Origin of the sequence: Bosea sp. Tri-49 (assembly GCF_003952665.1) — a bacterium.
In the GTDB taxonomy this organism is placed as follows: domain Bacteria; phylum Pseudomonadota; class Alphaproteobacteria; order Rhizobiales; family Beijerinckiaceae; genus Allobosea.
This window is the reverse complement of the sequence record NZ_CP017946.1, coordinates 857,387-880,471: the sequence shown is the minus strand read 5'-3', so window position 1 is coordinate 880,471 and position 23,085 is coordinate 857,387. Positions and strand designations below refer to the sequence as shown.

Sequence of the window (23,085 nt, the reverse complement as noted above, 5' to 3'; positions counted from 1 at the left end):
GGAACGGCGGCTCCCCCGCCTCCCCCAAGCAATGCGCCGATTGCGACCTTTTTTCAATCGGTTGAAACTGGGAGCGGGCTTGCAGCCGGCGCCGGACGGCTAGCCGAGCCGCAGCTCGCGCACGACCTGCTCGACGATCGCGTCCTTGCTCGCTTCGACCTGGACGACGAGCGGGTTCTCGTTCGGACCCGGCTCCTCCAGCGTGGCGAACTGACTGTCGAGCAGCGCGGGCGGCATGAAATGGTGCTGGCGCGCCGCCATGCGCTGGCCGATCAGCTCGCGCGAGCCCTGGAGATAGACCAGCGCGACATCAGGCCGTTTCCCGACGATCACATCGCGATACGCCTTCTTCAGCGCCGAGCAGGTGACGATGCCGTTGCCGCCGCTGCTGCGAAGCGCGTCGATCCAGGCCGCGATCGCAGCCAGCCAGGGCTTGCGATCCTCGTCGGTCAGCGGAATGCCGCTCGACATCTTCGCGACGTTCACAGGCGGGTGGAACGAGTCGGCATCCCGAAATGGCCAGCCGAGCCGCTCGGCCAGCCGTTCACCGAGCGAGGTCTTGCCCGAGCTCGCCACGCCCATCACGACGATCACCGCCGGTTTCCCGGCGTCCTTGGCAAAGGTCATGCTCGCTCAGCCCTGCTTCTTCGGCTCGACATGGCCACCGAAGCCGGCGCGCATGGCGGAGAGGATTTTTTCGGCGAAGGTGTGGTCCTTGCGCGAGCGGAAGCGGGTGTAGAGCGAGGAGGTCAGCACCTCGGCCGGAGTCGCGGTCTCGATCGCCGCCTGCACCGTCCAGCGGCCCTCGCCGGAATCCGAGACATGGCCGGAATAGGCGCCGAGCTCTTCGTCGGCCGCGAGCGCCTCGGCGGTCAGGTCGAGCAGCCAGGAGGTCACGACCGAGCCGCGTCGCCAGACCTCGGCGATCTCGGCGACATCGAAATTGAAGCCGTATTCCTCGGGCAAACCGTCCTTGGCCGAGGCGTTGCGCAGGAGGTCGAAGCCCTCGGCGAAGGCCTGCATCATCCCGTATTCAATGCCGTTATGGATCATCTTGACGAAATGGCCGGCGCCGGCCGGGCCGCAATGCAGATAGCCCTGCTCGGCCGTTGGATTGCGCCCCTCGCGATGCCTGGTCGGCTCGATCCCGCCCTTCCCCGGCGCCAGCGCCTGGAAGATCGGCTCGAGCCGATCGAACACGCCCTTGTCGCCGCCGATCATCAGGCAATAGCCGCGCTCCAGCCCGTGCACGCCGCCTGAGGTGCCGATGTCGAGATAGTGCAGGCCCTTGGCCTCGAGCTCGCGCCCGCGCCGGACATCGTCCTTCCAGAAGGCGTTGCCGCCATCGATCAGCGTGTCGCCGGGCGCCATCATCGCCGTGAGATCGACGAGCGTCTTCTCGGTGATCTCGCCGGCCGGCAGCATGATCCAGATCGCGCGCGGCGCCTCCAACTTGGCGACCATCTCCTTGAGATCGCCGACATTGACGGCGCCGTCCTTTGCCAGCGCCTCGCCCGGCTTAGGGTCGCGGTCATAGACCACGCAATTGTGCCCGGCGCGGTGCAGCCGCCGGACGATATTGGCTCCCATGCGGCCGAGGCCGACCACTCCAAGCTGCATAGCGAAGGCTCCTGCTGCCGGCAGAAAGCCGGCTTTGGCGATGCTAAATGCCCCGATGAAAGCCGGCCGGCAAGCGTTGGCCGGCCGGCACGCTAGCTGCATCGTGTTGTCCGGGCGCTCTGGCGGCCGAGCGAAAGCTTGCCTAAACCGCCCCGACGCCTTCTGTTTCGGAGGCACGGATATCCACAGCGAAGGCAGGCAAAGGGAGCGTTATGGCGGCGGAGGGTTTCTCTCAGGATCTGGTTCAGGCGGTCGGCCTTCTCGGGGCTGGCGTCATCGCGGTGCCGATCTTCCGGAAGCTCAAGCTCGGCTCGGTGCTCGGCTATTTCGCCGGCGGCCTCGTCATCGGCCCCTCCGGCATCGGCCTGTTCTCCAATCCCGAGAGCGTGCTCCACGTCGCCGAGTTCGGCGTCGTCATGTTCCTGTTCATCATCGGGCTGGAGATGCAGCCCTCGCGGCTCTGGAACCTGCGCGGCGAGATCTTCGGCCTCGGTGTCGCCCAGGTCGGGCTCTGCGGCGCGCTGCTGACCGGCGTCGGCATTCTCGCCGGCCTCAGCCCCGCCGCCGCCTTCATCGCCGGCATGGGTTTCGTTTTGTCCTCCACTGCCGTCGTGATGCAGATGCTGAACGAGCGCGGCGAGGCCTCGACGCCGCAGGGCCAGCAGGCGGTCTCGATCCTCCTGCTCGAAGACCTCGCCATCGTGCCGCTGCTCGCGGTCGTCGCCGTGCTGGCTCCGACGAAGGCTGCCGAGAGTGGCGGCCTCATGCCCCTGCTGATCGGCGCCGGCTCGCTCGTCGGCCTCGTCGTCGCCGGCAAATGGCTGCTCAACCCGATGTTCCGGCTGCTCGCCAACGCCCAGGCCCGCGAAGTCATGACCGGCGCCGCGCTGCTCGTCGTGCTCGGCTCGGCCCTGGCGATGCAGCTCGGTGGTCTCTCGATGGCGATGGGCGCCTTCCTTGCCGGCGTGCTGCTCTCGGAATCGACTTTCCGCCATCAGCTCGAGGCCGATATCGAGCCGTTCCGCGGCCTGCTGCTCGGCATGTTCTTCCTCGCCGTCGGCATGTCGCTCGATCTCAAGCTGATCGGACAGGAATGGCAGGCCGTCGCCCTCGGCGTCGCCGCCTTCATGCTGGTCAAGGCGGCCGGCATCTTCATCGTCGCCAAGCTGTTCCGCACCCGCACGCGCAATGCGATCACCCGCGTCGCGCTGTTCTCGCAGGGCGGTGAGTTCGCCTTCGTACTCTACAGCGCCGCGGCAGCGGCTGGCATTTTCGACGCGCGGATCAACGCGATCGCCAGCGCCATCGTCATCCTGTCGATGGCGATCACCCCGCTGGTCGTGCTCGCCATCGACCGCTTCATGCCGGCTGAGCGAGAATCTCTGGATGGCATCGAGCATGCCGAGGGCCTCAAGGGACGCATCCTCGTCGTCGGCTTCGGCCGTTTCGGTCAGGTCGCGAGCCAGGCCTTGCTCGCCCGCGGCTGCAGCATCTCGCTGATCGAGACCGATGTGGAGATGATCCAGGCCGCGGCGACCTTCGGCTTCAAGGTCTATTACGGCGACGGCACCCGCGCCGACATCCTGCACGCCTCGGGTGCCCATCAGGCCGAGGCGATCCTGGTCTGCGTCGAGAAGCGCGAGACGGCCAACGCGATCGTGCGGGTCGCGCAGGCCGAGTTCCCGCATGCGAAGCTGTTCGTGCGCGCCTTCGACCGCGGCCATTCGATGGACCTGATCCGTGCCGGCGTCGACTACCAGATCCGCGAGACCTTCGAATCCGCCATGGTCTTCGGCGGCGAGGTCCTGCGTGCGCTCGGCGTGCCGGAAGAGGAAGCCGCGGAGATCGTCGAGGATGTCCGCCGTCGCGATGCCGAGCGCCTCGACCTCCAGGTCGCGAGCGACATCTATGCCGGCCAGGACCTGGTCCACGGCAACCAGCCGACCCCCGCCCCGCTCACCAAGCCAAAGGCAGCGGGCACGGTCATTGGCGACCTGCCGGATGCGGTCGGCGCCAAGCCGTAAGGCTCGGCGCCGAGCCGTCTCAGGGGAACATCAGCGGCAGCGGCTCGGCCTGCCAGACGGCTTCGAGCGTAAGCAGCCTGAGAGCAGTCGGGCCGAGCCCGTCGCCAATCGCCTCGACGACAAAGCGCTCCGCCTCGGCCTGCCTCGGGAAAGCGACCGCCAGGATCACGCCATCGCCGAGGTCCCGATCACGGGCGACGAAATTCAGCTTCGCCCGCCCGTGAAGGCCGAGCCGACCGATGCGCGCGAGCAAGGCTTCGCGCAGATCCTCGCGACCCGCCGCGATCTCACAAAGGACGAGCGCTTCCATGGCGCTCAACCATTGCGGAAGGTGTAGCTGTAGCCGTTGATCGCCGGCACGCCGCCGAGATGGGCGTAGAGCACCTTCGAGCCGGCCGGGAAGAAGCCCTTCTTCACCAGGTCGATCATGCCCTGCATCGATTTCCCCTCATAGACGGGGTCGGTCATCATGCCCTCGAGCCGGGCCGACAGGCGGATCGCCTCGATCGTCTCCTGCGACGGCACGCCATAGACCGGATAGGCGTAATCCTCGTTGAGCACGATGTCGTCCGCCGTGATCGCCTTGCCGCCGACGAGATCGGAGGTCTTCTGGGCGATGTCGAGCACCTGCGCCCGGGTCTGCGCCGGCGTGAAGGAGGCGTCGATGCCAATGACGTTGCGTTGGCGGCCGTCCTTGGCAAAGCCGACCACCATGCCGGCATGGGTCGAGCCGGTGACGGTGCAGACGACGATGTAGTCGAACTTGAAGCCGAGCTCTTCCTCCTGCGCCCTCACCTCCTCGGCGAAGCCGACATAGCCGAGCCCGCCGAATTTGTGCACGGAAGCGCCGGCCGGGATCGCATAGGGCTTGCCGCCCTTCGCCTTCACATCTGCCAGCGCGTTTTCCCAGCTCGCCCGGATGCCGATGTCGAAGCCCTCGTCGACCAGCTCGACATGGGCGCCCATCACCCGCGACAGCAGGATATTGCCGACCCGGTCGTAGACCGCGTCCTCATGCGGCACCCAGCTTTCCTGCACCAGCCGGCACTTCATGCCGATCTTGGCCGCGGTCGCTGCGACCATGCGGGTATGGTTCGACTGCACGCCACCGATCGAGACCAGCGTGTCGGCGCCGGACGCGATCGCGTCCGGGACGATGTATTCGAGCTTGCGCAATTTATTGCCGCCGAAGGCGAGACCGGAATTGCAATCCTCGCGCTTGGCATAGAGCTCGACAGAGCCGCCGAGATGCGCGGAGAGGCGCGGCAGCTTCTCGATCGGCGACGGCCCGAAGGTCAGCGGATAGCGTTCGAACTTGGCGAGCATGGCGGATTTTCCTCACGAAATGACCCGCGAACGCTAGCAAAATGCCGTTGAAAGGTGCTCCCGAACTTCGACTTGGTTTTTTCTTCCGCTTCCACACAACTCGCAATCTGCTAGCTTTGAGCGACATCAGATGCACAAAAAACGGAAGAATCCTTCATGGAGGCCGAACTCGACAAAACCGACCTCAGAATCCTGCGTTTGCTGCAGGCCGATGGGCGCATGGGCAATGCCGAGATCGCCAAGCGCGTGAACACCAGCGCCGCCACCTGCCATCGCCGTATCCAGCGCCTGTTCGCCGAGGGCTATGTCACCGGCGTGCGCGCGCAGGTCGATCCGCACAAGGTCGAGAAGGGCACGCTCGCCATCGTCGGCGTGGTGCTCGACCGCTCGACACCGGAAAGCTTCGGCACCTTCGAGGAGGCGGTGAAACAGCTCCCCGTCGTGCTCGACTGCCACATCGTCGCCGGCGATTTCGACTATTTCCTCAAGATTCGCGTGCGCGACCTCGCCGACTTCAACAAGCTGCATGCGAAGACGCTGCTGGCCCTGCCGGGTGTGCGCCAGACTCGCACCTTCTTCGTGATGAAGGAGGTCATCGACAACGCGCCGCTGGAGTTTTGAGACGGAGTGCAGCCCTCTAAAAAACCTCGCGCGACGGCATTGACTTAGAGTGCACTCGAACCCGTAGCTTCCCCGGCGTCGTGATGAGAAGGCGGCCATGAAGATCGGTGAACTTGCCAGGCGATCGGGACTATCGGCCCATACGATCCGCTATTACGAGCGGATCGGGCTGCTGCCCTATGCCGACAGGGACCAGTCACGCCAACGCGACTACGACGCCTCGATCCTGACCTGGATCGAATTCCTCGGCCGGCTCAAGACCACGGGCATGCCGATCCGCGAGATGCTGCGCTATGCGGCCTCGCGGGAAAAGGGCTCCGGCACGGAAGCCGAGCGTCGTAGTTTGCTTGAACGGCACCGTGAGCAGGTTCGCGCTCGCGTCGCCGAACTCGAAGCCTGCCTTCTCGTCCTCGACACCAAGATCGCCGGCTATGCCGACATCGAGAAGAGGATCGAAGACCATGACGCACATCAACGCTCACGTCGAAACCAGCAGGCTGGAGCGCGGCAGGCGGGCTCTCGCTGAGATCGATGGCGAAGCCGGCCACAAGGTGATCGCAGCACTCGCCGACATCGCACCCGATTTCGCAAACTACGTATTCGAGTTCTCGTTCGGAGACATCTATTCGCGGCCGGGGCTCGACCTGCGCTCCCGCGAGATCGCGACGATCGCGGCGTTGGCCGCGATGGGCAACGCCCAGCCGCAGCTCAAGGTGCATATCGAGGCCGGGCTGAACGTCGGCTTGTCGCGTCAAGAGATCACCGAGATCCTGATCCAGATGGCGGTCTATGCCGGCTTCCCGGCGGCGCTCAACGGGCTGTTCGCGGCGAAGGAGGTGTTCACGGCGCGCGACCTCGCTGCTTGAACCGGGGCTGCATCTGACCCGCTGACGCTTGATCAGCGGGTCAGATCCTCACACCTGAATCAACCTCTGAACCTGCGCCCCGTCGAGCTCCTTCATCGGCCCGGCGAGCACCACTTCGCCACGATCCATCACGAACATCGTGTCGGCGAGGTCGCGGGCGAAGTCGAAATACTGCTCGACCAGGACGATCGCCATGTCGCCGCGCTGGCGCAGATAGTCGATGGCGCGGCCGATATCCTTGATGATCGAGGGCTGAATGCCCTCGGTCGGCTCGTCGAGAACCAGCAATTTGGGTCGGGTGACCAGCGCTCGCGCGATGGCGAGTTGCTGTTGCTGACCGCCCGAGAGGTCTCCGCCGCGCCGGCCCAGCATGGACTTCAGCACGGGGAATAGGTTGAAGAGCTCGTCCTGGATGTAGCGCTCCTTGCGCGGCAAGGGCGCGAAGCCGGTCTCCAGGTTCTCCTTGACGCTCAGCAGCGGGAAGACCTCGCGGCCCTGCGGCACGAAGCCGATGCCGGCGCGCGCCCGGTCCTCGGTGCGCAAGGTAGAGATGTCCTCACCGCCGAAACTAATCCTGCCGCCGCTGATCGGCTGCTGGCCGACGATGGCGCGCATCAGCGAGGTCTTGCCGACGCCGTTGCGGCCCATGACGCAGGTGACCTTGCCGATCTCGGCGCTGACCGAGACGCGCCGCAGTGCCTGCGCCGCGCCGTAATGCAGATCGATGGCATCCACAGTCAGCATGAGCAGTTGTCCCGCCGCATGATCTGAACGGAAGACCGGTTTTTACGTTTCCGCATCATGCTTAGCGCCCCAGATAGACTTCAACGACTCGCTCATTGGCACTAACCTGATCGAGGGGCCCCTCCGCCAATACCGAACCCTCATGGAGTACCGTGACCTTCACGCCGAGCTCGCGGATGAAACCCATGTCGTGCTCGACCACGATCACGGAGTGATCTTTCGCGATCTCTTTCAGCAGCACCGCGGTCTGCGCCGTCTCGCCATCGGTCATGCCGGCGGCTGGCTCGTCGACGAGGAGGAGCTTGGGGTCCTGCGCCAGCAGCATGCCGATCTCGAGCCACTGCTTCTGGCCATGCGAGAGCGAGCCGGCGAGGCGCTCGCGCTTATCCGCGAGCTTGATGATGCCGAGGATCTCGTCGATGCGCTTCTGCTGGGCGCTTTCGGTCTGCCAGAACAGCGTCTTCAGCACCGTGCGCTTCGATTTCAGCGCGAGGAGGATGTTGTCCTCGATCGTGTGGAAGTCGAACACGGTCGGCTTCTGGAACTTGCGGCCGATGCCGAGATTGGCGATCGCCGCCTCATCGAGCCGCGTCAGGTCGACCGAACCGCCGAACATCACAGTGCCTTCGTCAGGCCTGGTCTTGCCGGTGATGATGTCCATCATCGTCGTCTTGCCGGCCCCGTTCGGGCCGATGATGGCACGCATCTCGCCGGGCTCGATCGTCAGCGACAGGCCGCGGATCGCCTTGAAGCCGTCGAAGGAGACGCTGACGCCGTCGAGATAGAGCAAGGAAGAGGTCAGCGCGCCGGGTGTGGGGGCGTTCATATCAGTTACTCCGCCGGAGCCGCTTCGGCCGCTGGCACGGGTGCGGGCCGCTTGCGGCTCTCCCACCAGCCCTGCGCGGTGCCCAAAATGCCTTTCGGCATGAACAGAGTGACGAAGACGAAGAGCGCGCCGAGCGCGAACAGCCAGTACGGCGCCATGAATCCCGAGGTGAACACCGTCTTGGCCCAGTTGACCACGACGGCGCCGAGCGCAGCTCCGACCAGCGAGCCGCGGCCGCCGACCGCGACCCAGATCACCGTCTCGATCGAGTTGGCCGGGGCAAATTCGCTGGGATTGATGATGCCGACCTGCGGCACGTAGAGCGCCCCGGCCACGCCCGCCATGCAGGCCGAGACGGTGAAGACGAAGAGCTTGAAGCGGTCGACTCGGTAGCCGAGGAAGCGCGTGCGCGATTCAGCGTCGCGGATGGCGATCACCACCTTGCCGAGCTTCGACGAGACGATGCCGCGCGCGATCAGGAAGCTGGCGATCAGCATCACGCAGGTCATCGAAAACAGCGCCGCGCGCGTGCCTTGCGCCTGCACGTTGAAGCCGAGGATATCCTTGAAGTCGGTTAGGCCGTTATTGCCGCCAAAGCCCATATCGTTGCGGAAGAAGGCAAGCAGCAGCGCATAGGTCAGCGCCTGGGTGATGATCGAGAGATAGACGCCGGTGACGCGGCTGCGGAAGGCGAACCAGCCGAAGACGAAGGCGAGCAGGCCGGGAACCAGCAGCACCATCAGCATGGCGAAGGGGAACGAGGAGAAGCCGTACCAGTACCAGGGCAATTCCCCCCAGTTCAGGAAGACCATGAAGTCGGGCAGCACCGGATTGCCGTAGACGCCGCGCGAACCGATCTGGCGCATCAGATACATGCCCATCGCATAGCCGCCGAGCGCGAAGAAGGCGCCATGGCCGAGCGAGAGGATGCCGCAATAGCCCCAGACCAGGTCGAGCGAGATCGCGAGCAGGGCGTAGCAGAGATATTTGCCCCAGAGCGACATGGTCGCAGTCGAAACATGGAAGGGTGAGCCGGCCGGCATCAAAAGGTTCGCCAGCGGCACTAGCAGGCCGATCGCGGCAATGAGGGCGAGGAAGACGAGCCCCCGCCTGTCCATGTTCGAGAGCAGGAAGCGGGTGATCATGCTTCCACCGCCCTGCCCTTGAGCGCGAACAGGCCGCGCGGGCGCTTCTGGATGAACAGGATGATGAAGACCAGCAGCGCGATCTTGCCGAGCACGGCGCCGGCATAGGGTTCAAGCAGTTTGTTGGCGACGCCGAGGCTCATGGCGCTGATCAGCGTGCCCCAGAGATTGCCGACGCCGCCGAAGACCACGACCATGAAGCTGTCGATGATGTAGCTCTGACCGAGATTGGGGCTGACATTGTCGATCTGCGAGAGCGCGACGCCGGCCAATCCCGCGACGCCCGAGCCGAGCCCGAAGGTCAGCGCGTCGATCCGGCCGGTGCGGATGCCCATCGCCGAGGCCATGCGCCGGTTCTGGGTGACCGCCCGCATCTGCAGGCCCATCGGTGTCAGCTTCAGGATCGCCAGCAGCGCCGCGAAGACGAGGGCTGCGAAGACGATGATCCAGAGCCGGTTCCAGGTGATGGCGAGGCCGCCGAGCTCGAAGGCGCCGGACATGAAGGCTGGCGCGCCGACCTCGCGATTTGTCGGCCCAAACGCGGTGCGCACCGCCTGCTGCAGGATCAGGCTGATGCCCCAGGTCGCGAGCAGCGTCTCCAGCGGCCGGCCATAGAGGAAGCGGATGACGCCGCGCTCGATCGCGATGCCAACCGCGCCGGCGACGATGAAGGCGGCCGGGATCGCGATTGCCAGCGACCAGTCGAACAGCCCCGGGAAGCGCGCCCGGATCACCTCCTGCACGATGAAGGTGGTGTAGGCGCCAAGCATGACCATCTCGCCATGGGCCATGTTGATCACGCCCATCACGCCGAAGGTGATGGCGAGCCCGATCGCGGCAAGCAGCAGCACCGAGCCGAGCGAGAGCCCGTACCAAAGGTTCTGCCCGGCCCGCCACAGAGCGAGCTTGCCCTCGATCTCGGAGATGGCGCGCGCCTGGGCCTCCTTCAAACCCGGTGAGGCGTCGCCCGGAAGGGCCCGCAGCGTCGCCAGCGCATCCTGGTCACCGCGCTCGCGCAGCACGTCGACGGCGGCGATGCGGTCGAAGGGCGGCGCGTCGGTCTTTGCGATCAGGATCGCAGCCTGCGCCTCGCGCAGCGCCCGGCGCGCGCGGTCATTGGTTTCCTTGGCGATGGCCGCTTCGAGCACCGGCAGCACCGAGACGTCGCGTGCCCTGAAGACAGCCTCGGCGGCGGCGACACGCTTGCCGGGATCGGGATTGATCAGCCCGAGCCCGCCGAGCGCGCCCTGGATCACCCGCCTGACATTGTTGTTGAGCCTGACCGGGTTGAGCCCGGCTGGCGCGGCATTGAGCGCCTGGCCGGTCCGCGCGTCGAGGAAGCCGCCCTCCCTGGTCTTCACCGCGACCACGCCGCCGCCGGTGAGCAGGCGCCCGTCAGCCAGCGCCTCGATGATCACAGCCGCATTCGGATGCGCGCTCTGGACGAGGATGTCGATCGCGCGCGCCGTGTCCGAGAAGCTGTCGGCACCGAGCCGGGTGAACGCTTCGTTGGCGGCCTGCGCGAGGGCGACGGCCGGCACGGCAAGAAGAGCCACGACGACGGCCAGCAATCGCAGGAAGGAGAAAAGGAAGGGCATCGGCTCGTTTCTGGTCTTGATGCACAGGCCGCAGCGAGTGTGAGGCGCGGGATCCCCTCTCCCGTGTGGGAGAGGGGCAGGGGTGAGGGCCCGCCCGCAAACGAAAGGGCGCGATCCTGCTTGCCCCAGCACCGGCCAGCGCTCGCCTAAAGCGGCAACGGCGGTCCCTCACCCCTGCCCCTCTCCCATCCGGGAGAGGGGGTTCCCGCGCTTATCCGTCTGGTTGATCAGCTCTGACTGAAGTTTCGAAGGGCGGCCGGGCTTTCCGACCGTGCCGCCCTTCCCCCTCTTAACTCAGGCGCCGCCGCCGCATTTGCCGGTCTTGACGTTGAAGTTGCCGCACTTCTTCTCGACCCAGTCACCGACCAGGTCCTTGGAGCCATCGAGCTCCTTCGACCAGGCGTCGCCCGCGACGAGGCCGGTCTTCGAGACCACGTCGAACTGGCCGTCGGCCTTGATCTCGCCGATCAGCACCGGCTTGGTGATGTGGTGGTTCGGCAGCATCTTCGAGACACCGCCGGTCAGGTTCGGCGCCTCGATGCCGGGCAGCGCGTCGATGACCTTGTCGGGATCGAAGCTCTTGGCCTTCTCGACCGCCTTAACCCACATGGCGAAGCCGATGACATGAGCCTCCATCGGGTCGTTGGTGACGGCCTTGTCGTTCTTCTTGTAGGCCTTCCACTGCTTGATGAAGGCCTCGTTCTCAGGCGTCTTGACCGACTGGAAGTAGTTCCAGGCAGCGAGATGGCCGAGCAGCGGCTTGGTGTCGATGCCGGCGAGTTCTTCTTCACCGACCGAGAAGGCCACGACCGGAATGTCGGTCGCCTTGATGCCCTGGTTGCCGAGCTCCTTGTAGAAGGGAACGTTGGCGTCGCCGTTGATGGTCGAGACCACGGCGGTCTTCTTGCCGGCCGTGCCGAACTTCTTGATGTCGGAGACGATGGTCTGCCAGTCGGAATGGCCGAACGGAGTGTAGTTGATCAGGATGTCCTCCTTCTTCACGCCCTTGGCGAGAAGATAGGCCTCCAGGATCTTGTTCGTCGTGCGCGGATAGACGTAGTCGGTGCCGGCCAGAACCCAGCGCTCGACCTTCTCCTCCTTGGCGAGGTAGTCGACCGCGGGAATCGCCTGCTGATTCGGCGCCGCGCCGGTGTAGAACACGTTGCGCTCGCTCTCCTCGCCCTCGTACTGGACGGGGTAGAACAGAATCGAATTCAGCTCCTTGAACACCGGGAGCACTGACTTGCGCGAGACCGAGGTCCAGCAGCCGAACACGGCCGAGACCTTGTCCTTGACGATCAGCTCGCGCGCCTTCTCGGCGAAGAGCGGCCAGTTCGAAGCCGGATCGACCACGACCGCCTCGAGCTTCTTGCCGAGCACGCCGCCCTTCTTGTTCTGCTCTTCGATGAGCATGAGCATGACGTCTTTCAACGTCGTCTCGGAGATCGCCATCGTGCCGGAGAGCGAGTGCAGGATGCCGACCTTGATGGTCTCTTGTGCCGCCGCCGGCAGCAGCGAGGAGAGAACCGTGGCGCCTGCGAAGGCGGCGCCGATGACCGTGCGACGAGTGAGTTTCACTGCGATATCCCCTGAGGTCCCTGTTGACCGCGCCGTTGCCGGCGCCAGCTGCCGTTCCAGCTAGCGGTGAAGTTCGCAAACGACGTGCCAACCTGGGCCCAAAGCCATCGAGGCACCGCAACAAGGCGTGTTCAGGGCGGTTTCGCGAGCGATTTCCTGCCGGGAGGGGCCGATCTCACGCAAGGATCATGCGCCGCGGCAACAAGTGACCAGTCAATAAGCAGATCAGCAGCCTACAAATTAGGCAACCGCACTCGTTGCCGGCCTACCGCCTGATTTTGTTGCAGCGACGCGGCCTGTGAGCAGCTCAATCTTTGCCGTTTACGCAATGCTTGGAATCACCTTAGCCTCCTCCTTGTCGGTAACAACTGAAAGGAGGTGATCCAGTGTCTCATTGTCATCAACCGCTGTCGCGGGGGGCGCGTGGCCTGGACTCGTCCCATGAGGGGTTCGGTTGCGCGTGAGTTTCCGTGACGCCTAGCCCTGTTACCGGGGCTGCGGTTCGGCAATGGAAGGGCTGCCCGAAAGGGCGGCCCTTCTCCGTTTCAGGTGGCAGTTCTGCACAGGCCGTTCTGGCGCCCCCGGCCATGGCATGGCAGAAACCATCCATGTCCTTTGCGCCCAGCCGCTGCTGACGAGGCCCGAGCCTTTGTCCCGTCCCGACGCCGACCTCTCCCGCGACGCCATCCTCGCCTTCATCGAGGAGGAGCGCGCAGCCGGCCGCGAACCCGGCCGACGCGACATCGCCAAGGCCTTCCAGCTCGATGGCGGTGGCAAGATCTGGCTGAAGCGCCTGCTGCGCGATCTCGAGCTGGAGGAGAACGGCGGATCAGGCCCGGTCAAGCCGCATGCGGCCCTGCCCGCCGTGTTGCTCTGCGAGATCAAGACGCGCGACCGCGAGGGCGATCTCATCGCCGTTCCGCTCGAATGGAACGAGGCCGACCAGGGCGAGGCGCCGAAAATCCTGCTCGAACGCCAGCGCGACACCCGCCGCCAGCCGAAGACCGCGGCCGCGGCTGCCCCGGGCGTCGGCGATCATGTCCTGCTCAAGCTGACCAAGCTGCGCGGCGTCGAGGGCTATCAATGGTCCGGCCGCACCCTCAAGGTGATGGGCAAGGCCAAGGCGCAGGTGCTCGGCATCTTCCGCGCCCTTCCCGATGGCTCTGGCCGGCTCATCCCCGTCGACAAGAAGGCGCAGGGGCGCGAGGCGATTATTCCAAAGGGCCAGACCGGCAATGCCGAGGACGGCGATCTCGTCTCGGTCTCCTTCGCCCGCGAGAGCCGCTTCGGCCCGCCCCAGGCCAGGGTGCGCGAACGGCTTGGCTCGCTGAAATCCGAGCGCGCGGTCTCGCTGATCGCGATTCACGCCCACGGCATCCCGAACGAGTTCCAGCCGGCGACAATCGCCGAGGCGGAAGCCGCAAAGCCCGCCACACTCGCCGGCCGCGAGGATTGGCGCACCCTGCCGCTGATCACCATCGACCCGGCCGACGCCAAGGATCATGACGACGCGGTCCATGCCGCACCCGACGATGATCCCGACAACCCCGGCGGCCATATCGTCACCGTCGCCATCGCCGACGTCGCCTCTTATGTCCGCCCCGGCTCGGCACTCGACCGCGAGGCGCTGGAGCGCGGCAACTCGGTCTATTTCCCTGACCGTGTCGTGCCGATGCTGCCCGAGCGCATCTCGAACGATCTCTGCTCGCTGCGCGGCGGCGAAGACCGCCCCGCCCTCGCCGTCCGCCTGATCCTCAAGGCCGACGGAGCCAAGAAGAGCCATTCCTTCCACCGCATCATGATGCGCTCGGCGGCGAAGCTCTCCTACCAACAGGCCCAGGCTGCTATCGACGGCAAGCCGGACGATCTCACCAGCCCGATCCGCGACAGCATCCTGATGCCGCTCTGGGCCGCCTACGGCTCGGCAGCGCGCGCCCGCGACGCCCGCCAGCCGCTCGACCTCGATCTGCCCGAGCGCAAGCTCGTCCTCGACGCCAATGGCAAGGTCACCCGCGTGATCGTGCCCGAGCGGCTGGCCGCGCACCGGCTGATCGAGGAGTTCATGATCCTCGCCAACGTCGCCGCCGCCGAGACGCTGGAGAAGGCGAGCAGCCATCTGATCTATCGCTGCCATGACGAGCCCTCGCTCGAGAAGATGCGGGCGCTCGGCGAGGTCCTGGCCTCGATCGGCATCAAGCTGCCGAAGGACGCGGCGCTGCGGCCGGCGCTGTTCAACCGCATCCTCGCCATGATCAAGGGCTCGGAGAACGAGCTCCTGCTCAACGAGGTCGTGCTGCGCACTCAGGCACAGGCCGAATACGTCGCCGAGAATTACGGGCATTTCGGCCTGAACCTGCGCCGCTATGCCCATTTCACCTCGCCGATCCGTCGCTATGCCGACCTGATCTTGCATCGCGCTTTGGTCGCGGCGTTGAAGCTCGGCGATGACGGCCTGCCGAAAGCGACGACGCTTGCCGAGTTGCGCGAGGTCGCGACCCGGATCTCGGCGGCCGAGCGGCGCGCCATGGCGGCCGAGCGCGAGACCACCGACCGGTTGATCGCGCATTTCCTTGCCGACCAGATCGGCTCCAGCTTCGACGGCCGCATCGCCGGCCTCAATCGCGCCGGCCTCTTCGTCAAGCTCGACGGCACCGGCGCCGACGGCTTCATCCCGGCCTCGACACTGGGCGCCGATTATTATCGCCATGACGAGCGCGCCCATGCGCTGGTCGGCGATCGCACCGGCGAAAGCTGGCGCCTCGGCGACCGTGTCCATGTCAAACTGGTCGAGGCGGCGCCGGTCGCAGGAGCTCTGCGATTCGAGTTGCTCACAGAGGGCAGGCCCGCGACATCCGACCGCTCTGGCAAAAGGTCACGGCCTGCTTTACCTATGGGGCGAAAGCAGGGCCGCCCCCCGCCCAAACGATCGGGCCGCAAGCGCTGACGCCCCGCATTAACGAAGACATCCCATGTCCATACATTGTCACCAACCCAAGCCGGTCCAGGCTCGCGACTGGCGTCAGGCTATGCGTCGCGGCCTCTTCGGTCGCTGCCCGCATTGCGGCGAAGGCAAGCTGTTTCGCGCCTTCCTGAAGCCGGTCGATTCCTGCGAGGCCTGCGGCGAGACTCTGCACCATCAGCGTGCCGACGATCTGCCGCCCTATATCGTCATCACCATCGTCGGCCATGTCATCGTCGGCGGCATCCTGCTGGCTGAGAAGTACAGCGACTGGTCGATCGCGCTGCACCTCTGGGTCTGGCTGCCGCTGACCGTCTTCCTCAGCCTGGCGCTGATGCAGCCGGCCAAGGGCGCGGTCATCGGCCTGCAATGGGCGCTGCGCATGCACGGCTTCGGCGGCGCCATGCCGAGACCTGAGCGCCAGCCCGCCATGAAGGCAATCGGCGGGCGATGAGTGACCACACCATCACCCTGACCCAGGCTGAGCGGGCACGCACCAACGTCAACCTGCGCCCGCGCGACGCCGCGACCATGCTGATCCTCGATCATTCCGGGAAGAAGCCCAGGGTGTTGATGGGCAAGCGCCATGCCGGCCACAAGTTCATGCCGGGCAAATACGTCTTCCCGGGCGGACGCATCGAAGCCGGCGACCGCCGCATGGCTGCGACCGGCGCCCTCGCCGGTCCTTGCGAGCAGCGCCTGCTTGCCCGCTGCGTGCGCCCGAGCCTGCAGCGCGGCCGCGCACTGGCGCTGGCGGCGATTCGCGAGACCTTCGAGGAGACCGGCCTGATCTTCGGCAGCGCCGAATATGGCGCGCCCGAGAACCCGCCTGCGGGCGTCTGGGCCGAGTTCGCGGCCAAGGGCGTCTTCCCCGATCTCGGCGCCGTCACCTTCGTCGCCCGCGCCATCACGCCGCCGCGCCGGCCCAAGCGCTTCGACACCCGCTTCTTCGCCGTCGATGCCCGTGCCGTCGCCGGCAAGGTCGACGGCGTGATCGGTCCCGATTCGGAACTCGTCGACCTAGTCTCCGTCACCTTCGACGAAGCGCGCGAACTCGACCTGCCGACCATCACCAAGGTGATCATCGCCGAGGTCGAGGAACGCCTGAAGGCCGGATTCGCTCAGTATCTGCCGGTTCCGTTCTACTGGGAGAGGCGCGGCAGCTTCGTGCGCGAGCTGCTCTGACGCCGTCGGGCGGCGGAAAATCCGTGTACCCGCCCGATATTCCTTGACTTGCCGACGCCGATACGGCATTCCCCGCCCATCGGATTGCCGGGCTCGCCCGGCCATTTTGTTTTCTGCGCGGGCCGACGGCGGCCCCATCTATTCGAGGGCTCCGCCATGGCCAAGGCCGTGACCATCAAAATCAAGCTCATCTCGACCGCGGACACCGGGTTCTTCTACGTGACCAAGAAGAACTCGCGTACCATGACCGAGAAGATGTCGAAGAAGAAGTACGACCCGGTCGCGCGCAAGCACGTCGAGTTCAAGGAAACCAAGATCAAGTAAGGGCTTCGCCCTAACCACTTGTTCTGGTTCGAAGAGCCGCCGGTTTCCGGCGGCTTTTTCGTATCTGCTGCCAGCGGGCTCGCCCTTTCAGAACGCCGGCTTCGGCACGAACAGGCAGAACGGCCTCTGGGACGGCGCGATAACCGTCCCCGTCAGCATTCCGCCGCTGCGGCAGATGTGGAAGCGCCCGTCCTTCGAGACGCGCGTCGCCTGCTCCGGCACGAAATGTCCATCATGAGTGAGATACCCACCCGGAACGATGCGCGGATCAGGCTCTTTCGCATCGGCATCGAGGCCCATCGGCCAGCAATCCCGGTCGCTGCAACAATCATACGGGTACCAGCTATGCGCGTGAACAGGCCCTCCGCCCCACGGCAACAGCGCGAGGCAGAGCGCCGATGCGATGATACGCATGGGTCGCTCCTTGGCGAGGATGTCAGGCCAGCATCTTCGCAGCCAAATAGCAGGGCATGCGAATCGTCACCAGACTAGCATGAGATGACGACGGTTAATGAGACCTTACGTCACGCTACTGCCTAATCTTCGGCCAGTATTTGCCGAGATCGACGGCTGATGACTTCAACGCGATCAGGGGTTCACTGTTCCGCCGTGACGTCGCTGGCGTCGGATGCTTCGATCTCTTACCCTGTCATCCGGCCGCGGCACCGCTCGCCGCGTCGGCAGGAGCATCGTCTTGAACAGCCGCCCCGATCCAGGAGAACCGCATTCGCGCCCGGGCGGGTTGCTGCGCGGCTTCCTGCGCCTGATCGTCGAGGTCGACGAGTCGCGTCGCTGGACGCATCGCCTGCGCGCTGCCCTGCTGCTTCTGCTGCTGCTCGCCGGCTTCGGCCTGCTTGGCTATTGGGTGCCGGAATTAATCGAGCGCCACCTGCACTGACGCGAGCGTCGCTATGGGCGAAAACCACCGGATAACGAGGTGGCCGGTCGACGACGGGGCTGAGGAGGCCAGGATCCCGCCATCGACCGGCCGAGCCCAGCGGTAACCCAGGAGATGCGGCGGAACCTGGGCTTCCGAAGGGCATTCCGGACGGCTGCGCGTGCAGCCGTTCTCTTGGAAATCACCCTACGAGGAAGCCCCTCCGAATCAATCGAATCTGATTGATTCACCAATATTCATCGAAACTTAACCCTACTTGGAAACCTTACCGGCCGGGCGCCCCTGCCCTTCAGGCAGCGCTCGCGACGATGACGCGATTGCGGCCGGCCGCCTTGGCCCGGTACACCGCCTCGTCGGCCCGCTTCATCATCTCGACCGGCCCGGCATCGCCTGCGCGCCGGCTGGCGACACCGATCGACACCGTCACCGTGATCGAGCGTTGGCCGCGCTGGATCTGGAAGGGTTCGCCCTCGACCCGCTGCCGAATCCGCTCCGCCACCGCACGCGCCGCGTCGAGCGCGGTATCCGGCAGGACCACGACGACCTCTTCGCCGCCCATGCGCGCCACCAGGTCGATACCGCGCGTGCAGGCGCGGATCCGGTCGGCGAACTCGCGCAGCACCTCGTCGCCGGCGTCGTGGCCCCAGCTATCATTGACCACCTTGAAGCGATCCACGTCGAGCACCAGCAGTGAGAGCGCCCGGGCCCGGAGCGCCGATTCGTCGAACAGCACCGACAGCCTGCTGTCGAGATAGCGACGATTATGCAGGCCGGTGAGCTGGTCCATCACCGCCATTTCCATCGAGGACTGCACGCTGTCGCGCAACCGCTCGGCGAAGCGCTTGCGGCGAACCAATGTCCGGGCGCGCGCCAGCAATTCGTTCCGATCGATCGGCCGGACCAGGAAGTCATGCGCGCCGATCTCGAGGCCACGCAGAACACGGGCCCGGTCTTCAGCCTCGCCGAGCAGCAGCACGGAAAGATTGCGGGTCCGCTCGAGCGAGCGCAGCTGGCTGCACAGGCGCAGGCCGTCATAGTTCTGCAGGTCGAGGCTCACCAGCACGATCTCGAAATCGCCTTCGGCAGCGCGGGTAAGCGCCGCCTGCGCATCGGGCTCGGTCTCGATCGAATGGAAGGCCGAGAGCGCCTGGACCAGGCGCTGGGCGATCAAAGGCCTGTCCTCGATCAGGAGGACGCGGCCATTGAGCCCGGTTTCGGCAGCGGCGGCCGCGAGCGGATCGGCGATGCCGAGCTGGCGCGAGGCAAGCGCGCGCTGGCGCAATTCGTCCGTGACCGATTTGAGCCGCACCAGGCTGCGCACCCGGGCAAACAGCGCCGTGTCGTCGATCGGCTTGGTCAGGAAGTCGTCGGCGCCGGCATCGAGCCCCTTCAGCCGGTCGCTCGGCTGGTCGAGCGCCGTGACCATGACCACGGGGATGTGGGCCGTGGTCGCGCTGTTCTTGAGGCGGCGGCAGACCTCGAAGCCGTTCATGCCCGGCATCATGACGTCGAGCAGGACGAGATCGGCCTCGCCGCGCTCGCAGATCGCCAGCGCCTCGATCCCGTTCGTCGCGGTGGCGACATCGAAATACTCGGCGCTGAGCTTGGCTTCGAGCAGCTTCACATTCGCAGCGATGTCGTCGACGACCAGGATCCGGGCTGACATGGCTCAGCGCTTCCCTTCAGGCTGTGCCGACATAGGCGCGAACTGTCTCCAGGAACTTGCCGACCGAGATCGGTTTCGAGATATAGGCCTCGCAGCCGCCCTCCCGAATACGCTCCTCATCGCCCTTCATCGCGAAAGCAGTGACCGCGATGACCGGGATCGACTTCAGCGCATCGTCCTCCTTGATCCATTTCGTCACCTCCAGCCCCGAAACCTCCGGCAGCTGGATGTCCATCAGGATCAGGTCGGGCCGGTGCGTGCGCGCCAGCTCGATCGCCTCGATGCCGTCGGCGGTCTTGAGCGTCGCATAGCCATGAGCCTCCAACAGGTCGTTGAAGAGCTTCATGTTGAGCTCGTTGTCCTCGACGATCAGAACCGTCTTTGTCATCTGTCCCCCAAGGCCGCCCGGCCAGGCATCCAATCAGACGGATTTCCCGGGCCGGCGGCCGCGTTCAGTGCTAGCCTTAACACGCGAGCAGTTGACGAAACGCAAACCTGAAACCAGACTCGCCGGTCTTAGATAGCTATGCCTCATCCAATCACCAGCGACGAAGCCGAGACGCTGGCACTCAAGGCGCTCGCCTTCCTGGCTTCCGAGCCTGAGCGCCTGGAGCCATTTCTGGCTGTCACCGGCCTCGGCCCTGCCACCTTACGTGGCGCGGCACAGGAGCCGGGCTTCCTTCTGGGCGTACTCGACCATCTCTGCGCCAGCGATTCGCTGTTGCTTGAGTTTGCCGGAAACTTAAGCCTGAATCCGGAGATCGTCGCGCAGGCGCGCGAAATCCTCGCCGGCCCGCCCGAAGCCTTCGAGCCATGACCCTGCCGGCAGGCATCGCCAGCTCCGGCCGGGTGCTCTGCCGCGACTGCCTGCAGGACCATGACGAGGCGCGTTCACCGCCCGGTCTGCGCCGCTGCCCGGCTTGCGGCTCGCCGCGCCTGCTGCGCCATGCCGAGCGCGACAGTCTCCATCTCGCCCACATCGACTGCGACGCCTTCTATGCCGCGATCGAGAAGCGCGACGATCCGAGCCTGCTCGACAAGCCGGTGATCGTCGGCGGTGGCAAGCGTGGCGTGGTCTCGACCTGCTGCTACATCGCCCGCATGTCCGGCGTGCGCTCGGCCATGCCGATGTTCAAGGCGCTAAAGGCCTGCCCCGAAGCGATCGTGGTCAAGCCGAACATGGCAAAGTACGTCGACGTCGGCCGCCAGGTCCGCAAGCTGATGCAGGAATTGACGCCGCTGGTCGAGCCGATCTCGATCGACGAGGCCTTCCTCGACCTCGGCGGCACCGAGCGGCTCCACCACGCCAGCCCGGCCTTGACCCTCGCCCGCTTCCAGCGCCGGATCGAAGACGAGATCGGCATCACCATCTCGGTCGGGCTGTCCTACGCCAAGTTCCTGGCCAAGGTCGCCTCCGACCTCGACAAGCCGCGCGGCTTCTCGATCATCGGCCAGGCCGAGGCGGTCGCCTTCCTCGCCCAAAAGCCGGTCGGGATGATCCCGGGCATCGGCCAGGCCGGCGCGGCGAAACTGGCGCAATCGGGCTTCCGCACCATCGGCGACCTCGCCAAGGCCGAGATCGCCACGCTTTATCGCCTGGTCGGCAAGGATGGGCCGCGCCTGAAAAACCTCGCGCTCGGTATCGATCCCCGCAAGGTCACGGTCGAGCACGAGGCCAAGACCGTCTCATCCGAGACGACGCTCGACGTCGACCTTGCCCGCTTCGAGGAGCTGGAGCCGATCCTCTGGCGGCTCTGTGAGAAAACCTCGCGGCGGCTGAAGGCGCAGGAGCTCGCCGGGCGCACCGTCACCCTCAAGCTCAAGACCCATGATTTCCACCTCATCACCCGCGCCGTCCGCCTGCCCGAGCCGAGCCAGCTCGCCGCGCGGCTCTTTTCTGCCGGGCGTGACCTGCTCAAGCGCGAATGCACTGGGCCGCGCTACCGGCTGATCGGCATCGGCATGAGCGATTTCTCCGATCCCGCCGAGGCCGACCGCGGCGACCTCGCCGACCTGCAGACACCGAAGCTGAAGGCGATGGAGAACGCCCTCGACGCGGTTCGCGCCAAATTCGGCGATGCCGCGATCGAGAAGGGCCTGTCTCTGCGTGATAGGCGCCGCGCTACTTCGAGCACTCGCTCGCCGGAAGCAGATCCAGACGCGTGAGCGTGCCGCGCAGGGCGAATGAACCGTAATCGAGCCGGATAGCGCCGGTGACGCCGTTCTCGTAGAGCTCGAAGGAGACGGTATAGGCCGGCGTGCTCTCACCCGAACCGACCTTGAAATAGGAGATCGTCACCGGCCAGCGGGCGAGCTTCTCGAATTCGGGCTTCCGCAACGGTGCCTCGGCCGCCGGCGTCGCGATCTTGCGGCCGATCACCGAGAGCGTGTCGTAGACGTCCTTGCCGGAATTGGCGCCGTCATAGAGGCGGACATTGAAGGTGTTCTGCCCGGCCCGCGCCGCCTTGATCACCGCCTTCATCTGCTCGTTCGGGAACATCGCCGCGCTCGCCTCGCGATGCGTCTCGGCCTTGGGCGCGCGCAAGCTCACCTCATAGCCGGCCTCGCCCTTCTTGGCCGTGCCGTCGACGACATCGGCAGGCGCACCGGCGGCAGAGCTTTCGGTCTTGAAGCGATAGCTCTTGGCGTCACCTTCTTCGAAGCTCGTGGTCCGGGCGTCGATGACGCGTGGCCCGCCTTCACTGGTCAGTTCCGTGACCTGGCGGAAGGAAAGCGCATAGCCATCGCAGGCATCGCCCGAGAAATCGAAGGCGATGCGGCCGCGCGCCGTTGTGATGTCGCGCGACGGCTTGCCGTCATCGAGCACGAGATCATAGACCGCCCGGTGCGGCACGAGCACGACACGATCGGCAGGACTCTGCGCCCATGCTCCAGTGGCCGCCATCACCGCCAGGCCTGCGATCCCGCCGCGATACGTCTTCATGCCGATCCTCGATTCACGCTCTTGGCTGGGTCGAATTGCAGCCCCTGCGAATCTAGGTGCATTGCGGCAATGGCGCAAACAAGGCGGCCCGCATCGTCGCGTGTCCGATCAGGGCGCCTCTGCTCGCAGCGCGGCCCCCGCCGCAGCAAGCACCTCTTCCGAAAGCGCTTTATCCTCGACCATGCGGGACAGGACGAGCGCTCCGATGAGCGTGGCGTACCCCGCAAGGGCTGCGGCTCGCCGTTCCTCTTCGGTCGCCCCAGGCATGACGGATGACAGGCTCGTGATCGCCGCGCGCGCGCCCTCCGTCGCGGCAGCCCGCGATGCTTCGCCCAAGCGCGCGATATCGCAACCGAGCGCCGCCACCGGGCAACCATGGCCGGGATCGTCGCGGTGTAGAGGCGACAGGTAGCGGCTGGCGATCGCCTGCAGCGGCGCATCCGGTTCGGCCGCCTTGGCCTCCTCCAGCCAGTGGTTGGCGTTGCTGAAGGCGCGGCCGAGCGCCTGCGCGGCGAGATCATCCTTCGACGAGAAATGCCCATAGAAGCCGCCATGGGTCAGGCCGACCGCCTTCATCACATCGGCGACGCCGACCCCGTCGAAACCGCGCTCTCGAAACATGGTCGCCGCCGTTTCGAGAATGCGCTCGCGGTTCTCTGCCATCTGTTCGCGGCTGACACGCATCGGCCCGCTCCTTCGAAATCCAAAATCCAGCTCTTGACTCTTTATATGATAGACATCATCTAAATTCAATCATGATG

At 65.7% G+C, this 23,085-nt stretch carries 25 protein-coding genes; 11 read left to right on the top strand and 14 right to left on the bottom strand.

Features of this window, described 5'->3' with window-relative positions; all coding sequences use genetic code 11:
* Nucleotides 1–99: 99 nt before the first annotated feature.
* Both BLM15_RS04435 and gnd read right to left on the bottom strand, forming a co-directional pair.
* Entirely contained in the window at nt 100–627 is a 528-nt protein-coding gene (locus BLM15_RS04435) for a gluconokinase (RefSeq protein ID WP_236846547.1), read from the bottom strand.
* Between the two features lie 6 nt (nt 628–633).
* Complete coding sequence (gene gnd, locus BLM15_RS04430; protein ID WP_126110728.1) at nt 634–1,620, bottom strand: phosphogluconate dehydrogenase (NAD(+)-dependent, decarboxylating); 987 nt, start codon at nt 1,618–1,620, stop codon at nt 634–636.
* 212 nt (nt 1,621–1,832) lie between these two features.
* On the opposite strand from gnd, the gene BLM15_RS04425 reads away from it, so the two are divergent.
* The gene (locus tag BLM15_RS04425; protein ID WP_126110726.1) at nt 1,833–3,644 is read left to right on the top strand and encodes a monovalent cation:proton antiporter-2 (CPA2) family protein; all 1,812 of its coding nucleotides are present in this window, start codon (nt 1,833–1,835) and stop codon (nt 3,642–3,644) included.
* 19 nt (nt 3,645–3,663) lie between these two features.
* On the opposite strand, the gene BLM15_RS04420 is transcribed toward BLM15_RS04425, so the two are convergent.
* On the bottom strand, nt 3,664–3,954 hold the full coding sequence (locus BLM15_RS04420) for a hypothetical protein (RefSeq protein ID WP_126110724.1): 291 nt from the start codon (nt 3,952–3,954) through the stop codon (nt 3,664–3,666).
* 5 nt (nt 3,955–3,959) lie between these two features.
* Nucleotides 3,960–4,970: a 1-aminocyclopropane-1-carboxylate deaminase gene (locus BLM15_RS04415; protein ID WP_126110722.1), complete on the bottom strand. Its 1,011-nt coding sequence runs from the start codon at nt 4,968–4,970 to the stop codon at nt 3,960–3,962.
* Nucleotides 4,971–5,126: 156 nt separating this feature from the next.
* Between BLM15_RS04415 and BLM15_RS04410 the strand changes: the two genes are divergently transcribed.
* From BLM15_RS04410 to BLM15_RS04400, 3 genes are all read left to right on the top strand, one after another.
* Complete coding sequence (locus BLM15_RS04410) at nt 5,127–5,591, top strand: Lrp/AsnC family transcriptional regulator (protein ID WP_126110720.1); 465 nt, start codon at nt 5,127–5,129, stop codon at nt 5,589–5,591.
* Between the two features lie 97 nt (nt 5,592–5,688).
* Nucleotides 5,689–6,117 carry a MerR family transcriptional regulator gene (locus tag BLM15_RS04405; RefSeq protein ID WP_126110718.1) on the top strand — a complete coding sequence of 143 codons (429 nt, stop codon included), beginning with the start codon at nt 5,689–5,691 and terminating at the stop codon, nt 6,115–6,117.
* The gene (locus tag BLM15_RS04400; protein WP_126110716.1) at nt 6,053–6,457 is read left to right on the top strand and encodes a carboxymuconolactone decarboxylase family protein; all 405 of its coding nucleotides are present in this window, start codon (nt 6,053–6,055) and stop codon (nt 6,455–6,457) included. Before BLM15_RS04405 ends, BLM15_RS04400 begins: the two co-directional genes overlap by 65 nt.
* 48 nt (nt 6,458–6,505) lie before the next feature.
* Here BLM15_RS04400 and urtE read toward each other — a convergent pair whose 3' ends face one another.
* The 5 genes from urtE to urtA form a co-directional block, all read right to left on the bottom strand.
* On the bottom strand, nt 6,506–7,201 hold the full coding sequence (urtE, locus tag BLM15_RS04395; protein ID WP_126110714.1) for an urea ABC transporter ATP-binding subunit UrtE: 696 nt from the start codon (nt 7,199–7,201) through the stop codon (nt 6,506–6,508).
* Between the two features lie 61 nt (nt 7,202–7,262).
* Nucleotides 7,263–8,027 carry an urea ABC transporter ATP-binding protein UrtD gene (gene urtD / locus BLM15_RS04390; RefSeq protein WP_126110712.1) on the bottom strand — a complete coding sequence of 255 codons (765 nt, stop codon included), beginning with the start codon at nt 8,025–8,027 and terminating at the stop codon, nt 7,263–7,265.
* A gap of 5 nt (nt 8,028–8,032) precedes the next feature.
* Nucleotides 8,033–9,172, bottom strand: coding sequence for an urea ABC transporter permease subunit UrtC (gene urtC, locus BLM15_RS04385; protein WP_126110710.1), 1,140 nt, complete (start codon nt 9,170–9,172; stop codon nt 8,033–8,035).
* Nucleotides 9,169–10,770, bottom strand: coding sequence for an urea ABC transporter permease subunit UrtB (gene urtB, locus BLM15_RS04380; RefSeq protein ID WP_126110708.1), 1,602 nt, complete (start codon nt 10,768–10,770; stop codon nt 9,169–9,171). Before urtB ends, urtC begins: the two co-directional genes overlap by 4 nt.
* Before the next feature lie 294 nt (nt 10,771–11,064).
* Nucleotides 11,065–12,324, bottom strand: a complete 1,260-nt coding sequence (urtA, locus tag BLM15_RS04375) for an urea ABC transporter substrate-binding protein (protein WP_181430354.1) — start codon at nt 12,322–12,324, stop codon at nt 11,065–11,067.
* A gap of 616 nt (nt 12,325–12,940) precedes the next feature.
* Here urtA and rnr point away from each other — a divergent pair.
* The 4 genes from rnr (at nt 12,941) to rpmG (ending at nt 16,816) form a co-directional block, all read left to right on the top strand.
* The gene (gene rnr / locus BLM15_RS04370) at nt 12,941–15,292 is read left to right on the top strand and encodes a ribonuclease R (RefSeq protein ID WP_126110704.1); all 2,352 of its coding nucleotides are present in this window, start codon (nt 12,941–12,943) and stop codon (nt 15,290–15,292) included.
* Nucleotides 15,293–15,317: 25 nt separating this feature from the next.
* Nucleotides 15,318–15,761 (top strand): DUF983 domain-containing protein, encoded by a 444-nt coding sequence (locus tag BLM15_RS04365; protein WP_126110702.1) that lies wholly within the window; start codon nt 15,318–15,320, stop codon nt 15,759–15,761.
* Nucleotides 15,758–16,492 (top strand): NUDIX hydrolase, encoded by a 735-nt coding sequence (locus BLM15_RS04360; RefSeq protein WP_126110700.1) that lies wholly within the window; start codon nt 15,758–15,760, stop codon nt 16,490–16,492. The genes BLM15_RS04365 and BLM15_RS04360 overlap by 4 nt, the downstream gene beginning before the upstream one ends.
* Nucleotides 16,493–16,648: 156 nt before the next feature.
* A complete protein-coding gene (rpmG, locus tag BLM15_RS04355) occupies nt 16,649–16,816 on the top strand; it encodes a 50S ribosomal protein L33 (RefSeq protein ID WP_110489346.1) in 168 nt (55 codons plus the stop codon).
* Nucleotides 16,817–16,903: 87 nt separating this feature from the next.
* On the opposite strand, the gene BLM15_RS04350 is transcribed toward rpmG, so the two are convergent.
* Complete coding sequence (locus BLM15_RS04350) at nt 16,904–17,230, bottom strand: hypothetical protein (RefSeq protein WP_236846538.1); 327 nt, start codon at nt 17,228–17,230, stop codon at nt 16,904–16,906.
* A 280-nt stretch (nt 17,231–17,510) separates the two neighbouring features.
* On the opposite strand from BLM15_RS04350, the gene BLM15_RS04345 reads away from it, so the two are divergent.
* The gene (locus tag BLM15_RS04345; protein WP_126110698.1) at nt 17,511–17,714 is read left to right on the top strand and encodes a hypothetical protein; all 204 of its coding nucleotides are present in this window, start codon (nt 17,511–17,513) and stop codon (nt 17,712–17,714) included.
* Between the two features lie 289 nt (nt 17,715–18,003).
* On the opposite strand, the gene BLM15_RS04340 is transcribed toward BLM15_RS04345, so the two are convergent.
* A complete protein-coding gene (locus tag BLM15_RS04340) occupies nt 18,004–19,380 on the bottom strand; it encodes a PleD family two-component system response regulator (protein ID WP_126110696.1) in 1,377 nt (458 codons plus the stop codon).
* Nucleotides 19,381–19,396: 16 nt separating this feature from the next.
* Complete coding sequence (locus BLM15_RS04335) at nt 19,397–19,768, bottom strand: response regulator (RefSeq protein WP_126110694.1); 372 nt, start codon at nt 19,766–19,768, stop codon at nt 19,397–19,399.
* Nucleotides 19,769–19,906: 138 nt separating this feature from the next.
* Between BLM15_RS04335 and BLM15_RS04330 the strand changes: the two genes are divergently transcribed.
* The gene (locus BLM15_RS04330) at nt 19,907–20,197 is read left to right on the top strand and encodes a DUF3572 domain-containing protein (RefSeq protein ID WP_126110692.1); all 291 of its coding nucleotides are present in this window, start codon (nt 19,907–19,909) and stop codon (nt 20,195–20,197) included.
* Complete coding sequence (locus tag BLM15_RS04325) at nt 20,194–21,546, top strand: DNA polymerase IV (RefSeq protein WP_126110690.1); 1,353 nt, start codon at nt 20,194–20,196, stop codon at nt 21,544–21,546. The genes BLM15_RS04330 and BLM15_RS04325 overlap by 4 nt, the downstream gene beginning before the upstream one ends.
* On the opposite strand, the gene BLM15_RS04320 is transcribed toward BLM15_RS04325, so the two are convergent.
* Together BLM15_RS04320 and BLM15_RS04315 are read right to left on the bottom strand one after the other, a co-directional pair.
* Entirely contained in the window at nt 21,503–22,324 is an 822-nt protein-coding gene (locus tag BLM15_RS04320; protein ID WP_126110688.1) for a cell envelope integrity EipB family protein, read from the bottom strand. The two genes, BLM15_RS04325 and BLM15_RS04320, sit on opposite strands and share 44 nt — an antisense overlap.
* 108 nt (nt 22,325–22,432) lie before the next feature.
* The gene (locus tag BLM15_RS04315; protein ID WP_126110686.1) at nt 22,433–23,008 is read right to left on the bottom strand and encodes a TetR/AcrR family transcriptional regulator; all 576 of its coding nucleotides are present in this window, start codon (nt 23,006–23,008) and stop codon (nt 22,433–22,435) included.
* Nucleotides 23,009–23,085 lie beyond the last annotated feature (77 nt).

What these genes read in the sequence shown, in the direction of transcription:
- BLM15_RS04435 (WP_236846547.1), bottom strand. Translation starts at nt 627, where the DNA reads ATGACCTTTGCCAAGGACGCCGGGAAACCGGCGGTGATCGTCGTGATG.
- gnd (WP_126110728.1), bottom strand. Translation starts at nt 1,620, where the DNA reads ATGCAGCTTGGAGTGGTCGGCCTCGGCCGCATGGGAGCCAATATCGTC.
- BLM15_RS04425 (WP_126110726.1), top strand. Translation starts at nt 1,833, where the DNA reads ATGGCGGCGGAGGGTTTCTCTCAGGATCTGGTTCAGGCGGTCGGCCTT.
- BLM15_RS04420 (WP_126110724.1), bottom strand. Translation starts at nt 3,954, where the DNA reads ATGGAAGCGCTCGTCCTTTGTGAGATCGCGGCGGGTCGCGAGGATCTG.
- BLM15_RS04415 (WP_126110722.1), bottom strand. Translation starts at nt 4,970, where the DNA reads ATGCTCGCCAAGTTCGAACGCTATCCGCTGACCTTCGGGCCGTCGCCG.
- BLM15_RS04410 (WP_126110720.1), top strand. Translation starts at nt 5,127, where the DNA reads ATGGAGGCCGAACTCGACAAAACCGACCTCAGAATCCTGCGTTTGCTG.
- BLM15_RS04405 (WP_126110718.1), top strand. Translation starts at nt 5,689, where the DNA reads ATGAAGATCGGTGAACTTGCCAGGCGATCGGGACTATCGGCCCATACG.
- BLM15_RS04400 (WP_126110716.1), top strand. Translation starts at nt 6,053, where the DNA reads ATGACGCACATCAACGCTCACGTCGAAACCAGCAGGCTGGAGCGCGGC.
- urtE (WP_126110714.1), bottom strand. Translation starts at nt 7,201, where the DNA reads ATGCTGACTGTGGATGCCATCGATCTGCATTACGGCGCGGCGCAGGCA.
- urtD (WP_126110712.1), bottom strand. Translation starts at nt 8,027, where the DNA reads ATGAACGCCCCCACACCCGGCGCGCTGACCTCTTCCTTGCTCTATCTC.
- urtC (WP_126110710.1), bottom strand. Translation starts at nt 9,172, where the DNA reads ATGATCACCCGCTTCCTGCTCTCGAACATGGACAGGCGGGGGCTCGTC.
- urtB (WP_126110708.1), bottom strand. Translation starts at nt 10,770, where the DNA reads ATGCCCTTCCTTTTCTCCTTCCTGCGATTGCTGGCCGTCGTCGTGGCT.
- rnr (WP_126110704.1), top strand. Translation starts at nt 12,941, where the DNA reads ATGGCAGAAACCATCCATGTCCTTTGCGCCCAGCCGCTGCTGACGAGG.
- BLM15_RS04365 (WP_126110702.1), top strand. Translation starts at nt 15,318, where the DNA reads ATGTCCATACATTGTCACCAACCCAAGCCGGTCCAGGCTCGCGACTGG.
- BLM15_RS04360 (WP_126110700.1), top strand. Translation starts at nt 15,758, where the DNA reads ATGAGTGACCACACCATCACCCTGACCCAGGCTGAGCGGGCACGCACC.
- rpmG (WP_110489346.1), top strand. Translation starts at nt 16,649, where the DNA reads ATGGCCAAGGCCGTGACCATCAAAATCAAGCTCATCTCGACCGCGGAC.
- BLM15_RS04350 (WP_236846538.1), bottom strand. Translation starts at nt 17,230, where the DNA reads ATGCGTATCATCGCATCGGCGCTCTGCCTCGCGCTGTTGCCGTGGGGC.
- BLM15_RS04340 (WP_126110696.1), bottom strand. Translation starts at nt 19,380, where the DNA reads ATGTCAGCCCGGATCCTGGTCGTCGACGACATCGCTGCGAATGTGAAG.
- BLM15_RS04335 (WP_126110694.1), bottom strand. Translation starts at nt 19,768, where the DNA reads ATGACAAAGACGGTTCTGATCGTCGAGGACAACGAGCTCAACATGAAG.
- BLM15_RS04330 (WP_126110692.1), top strand. Translation starts at nt 19,907, where the DNA reads ATGCCTCATCCAATCACCAGCGACGAAGCCGAGACGCTGGCACTCAAG.
- BLM15_RS04325 (WP_126110690.1), top strand. Translation starts at nt 20,194, where the DNA reads ATGACCCTGCCGGCAGGCATCGCCAGCTCCGGCCGGGTGCTCTGCCGC.
- BLM15_RS04320 (WP_126110688.1), bottom strand. Translation starts at nt 22,324, where the DNA reads ATGAAGACGTATCGCGGCGGGATCGCAGGCCTGGCGGTGATGGCGGCC.
- BLM15_RS04315 (WP_126110686.1), bottom strand. Translation starts at nt 23,008, where the DNA reads ATGCGTGTCAGCCGCGAACAGATGGCAGAGAACCGCGAGCGCATTCTC.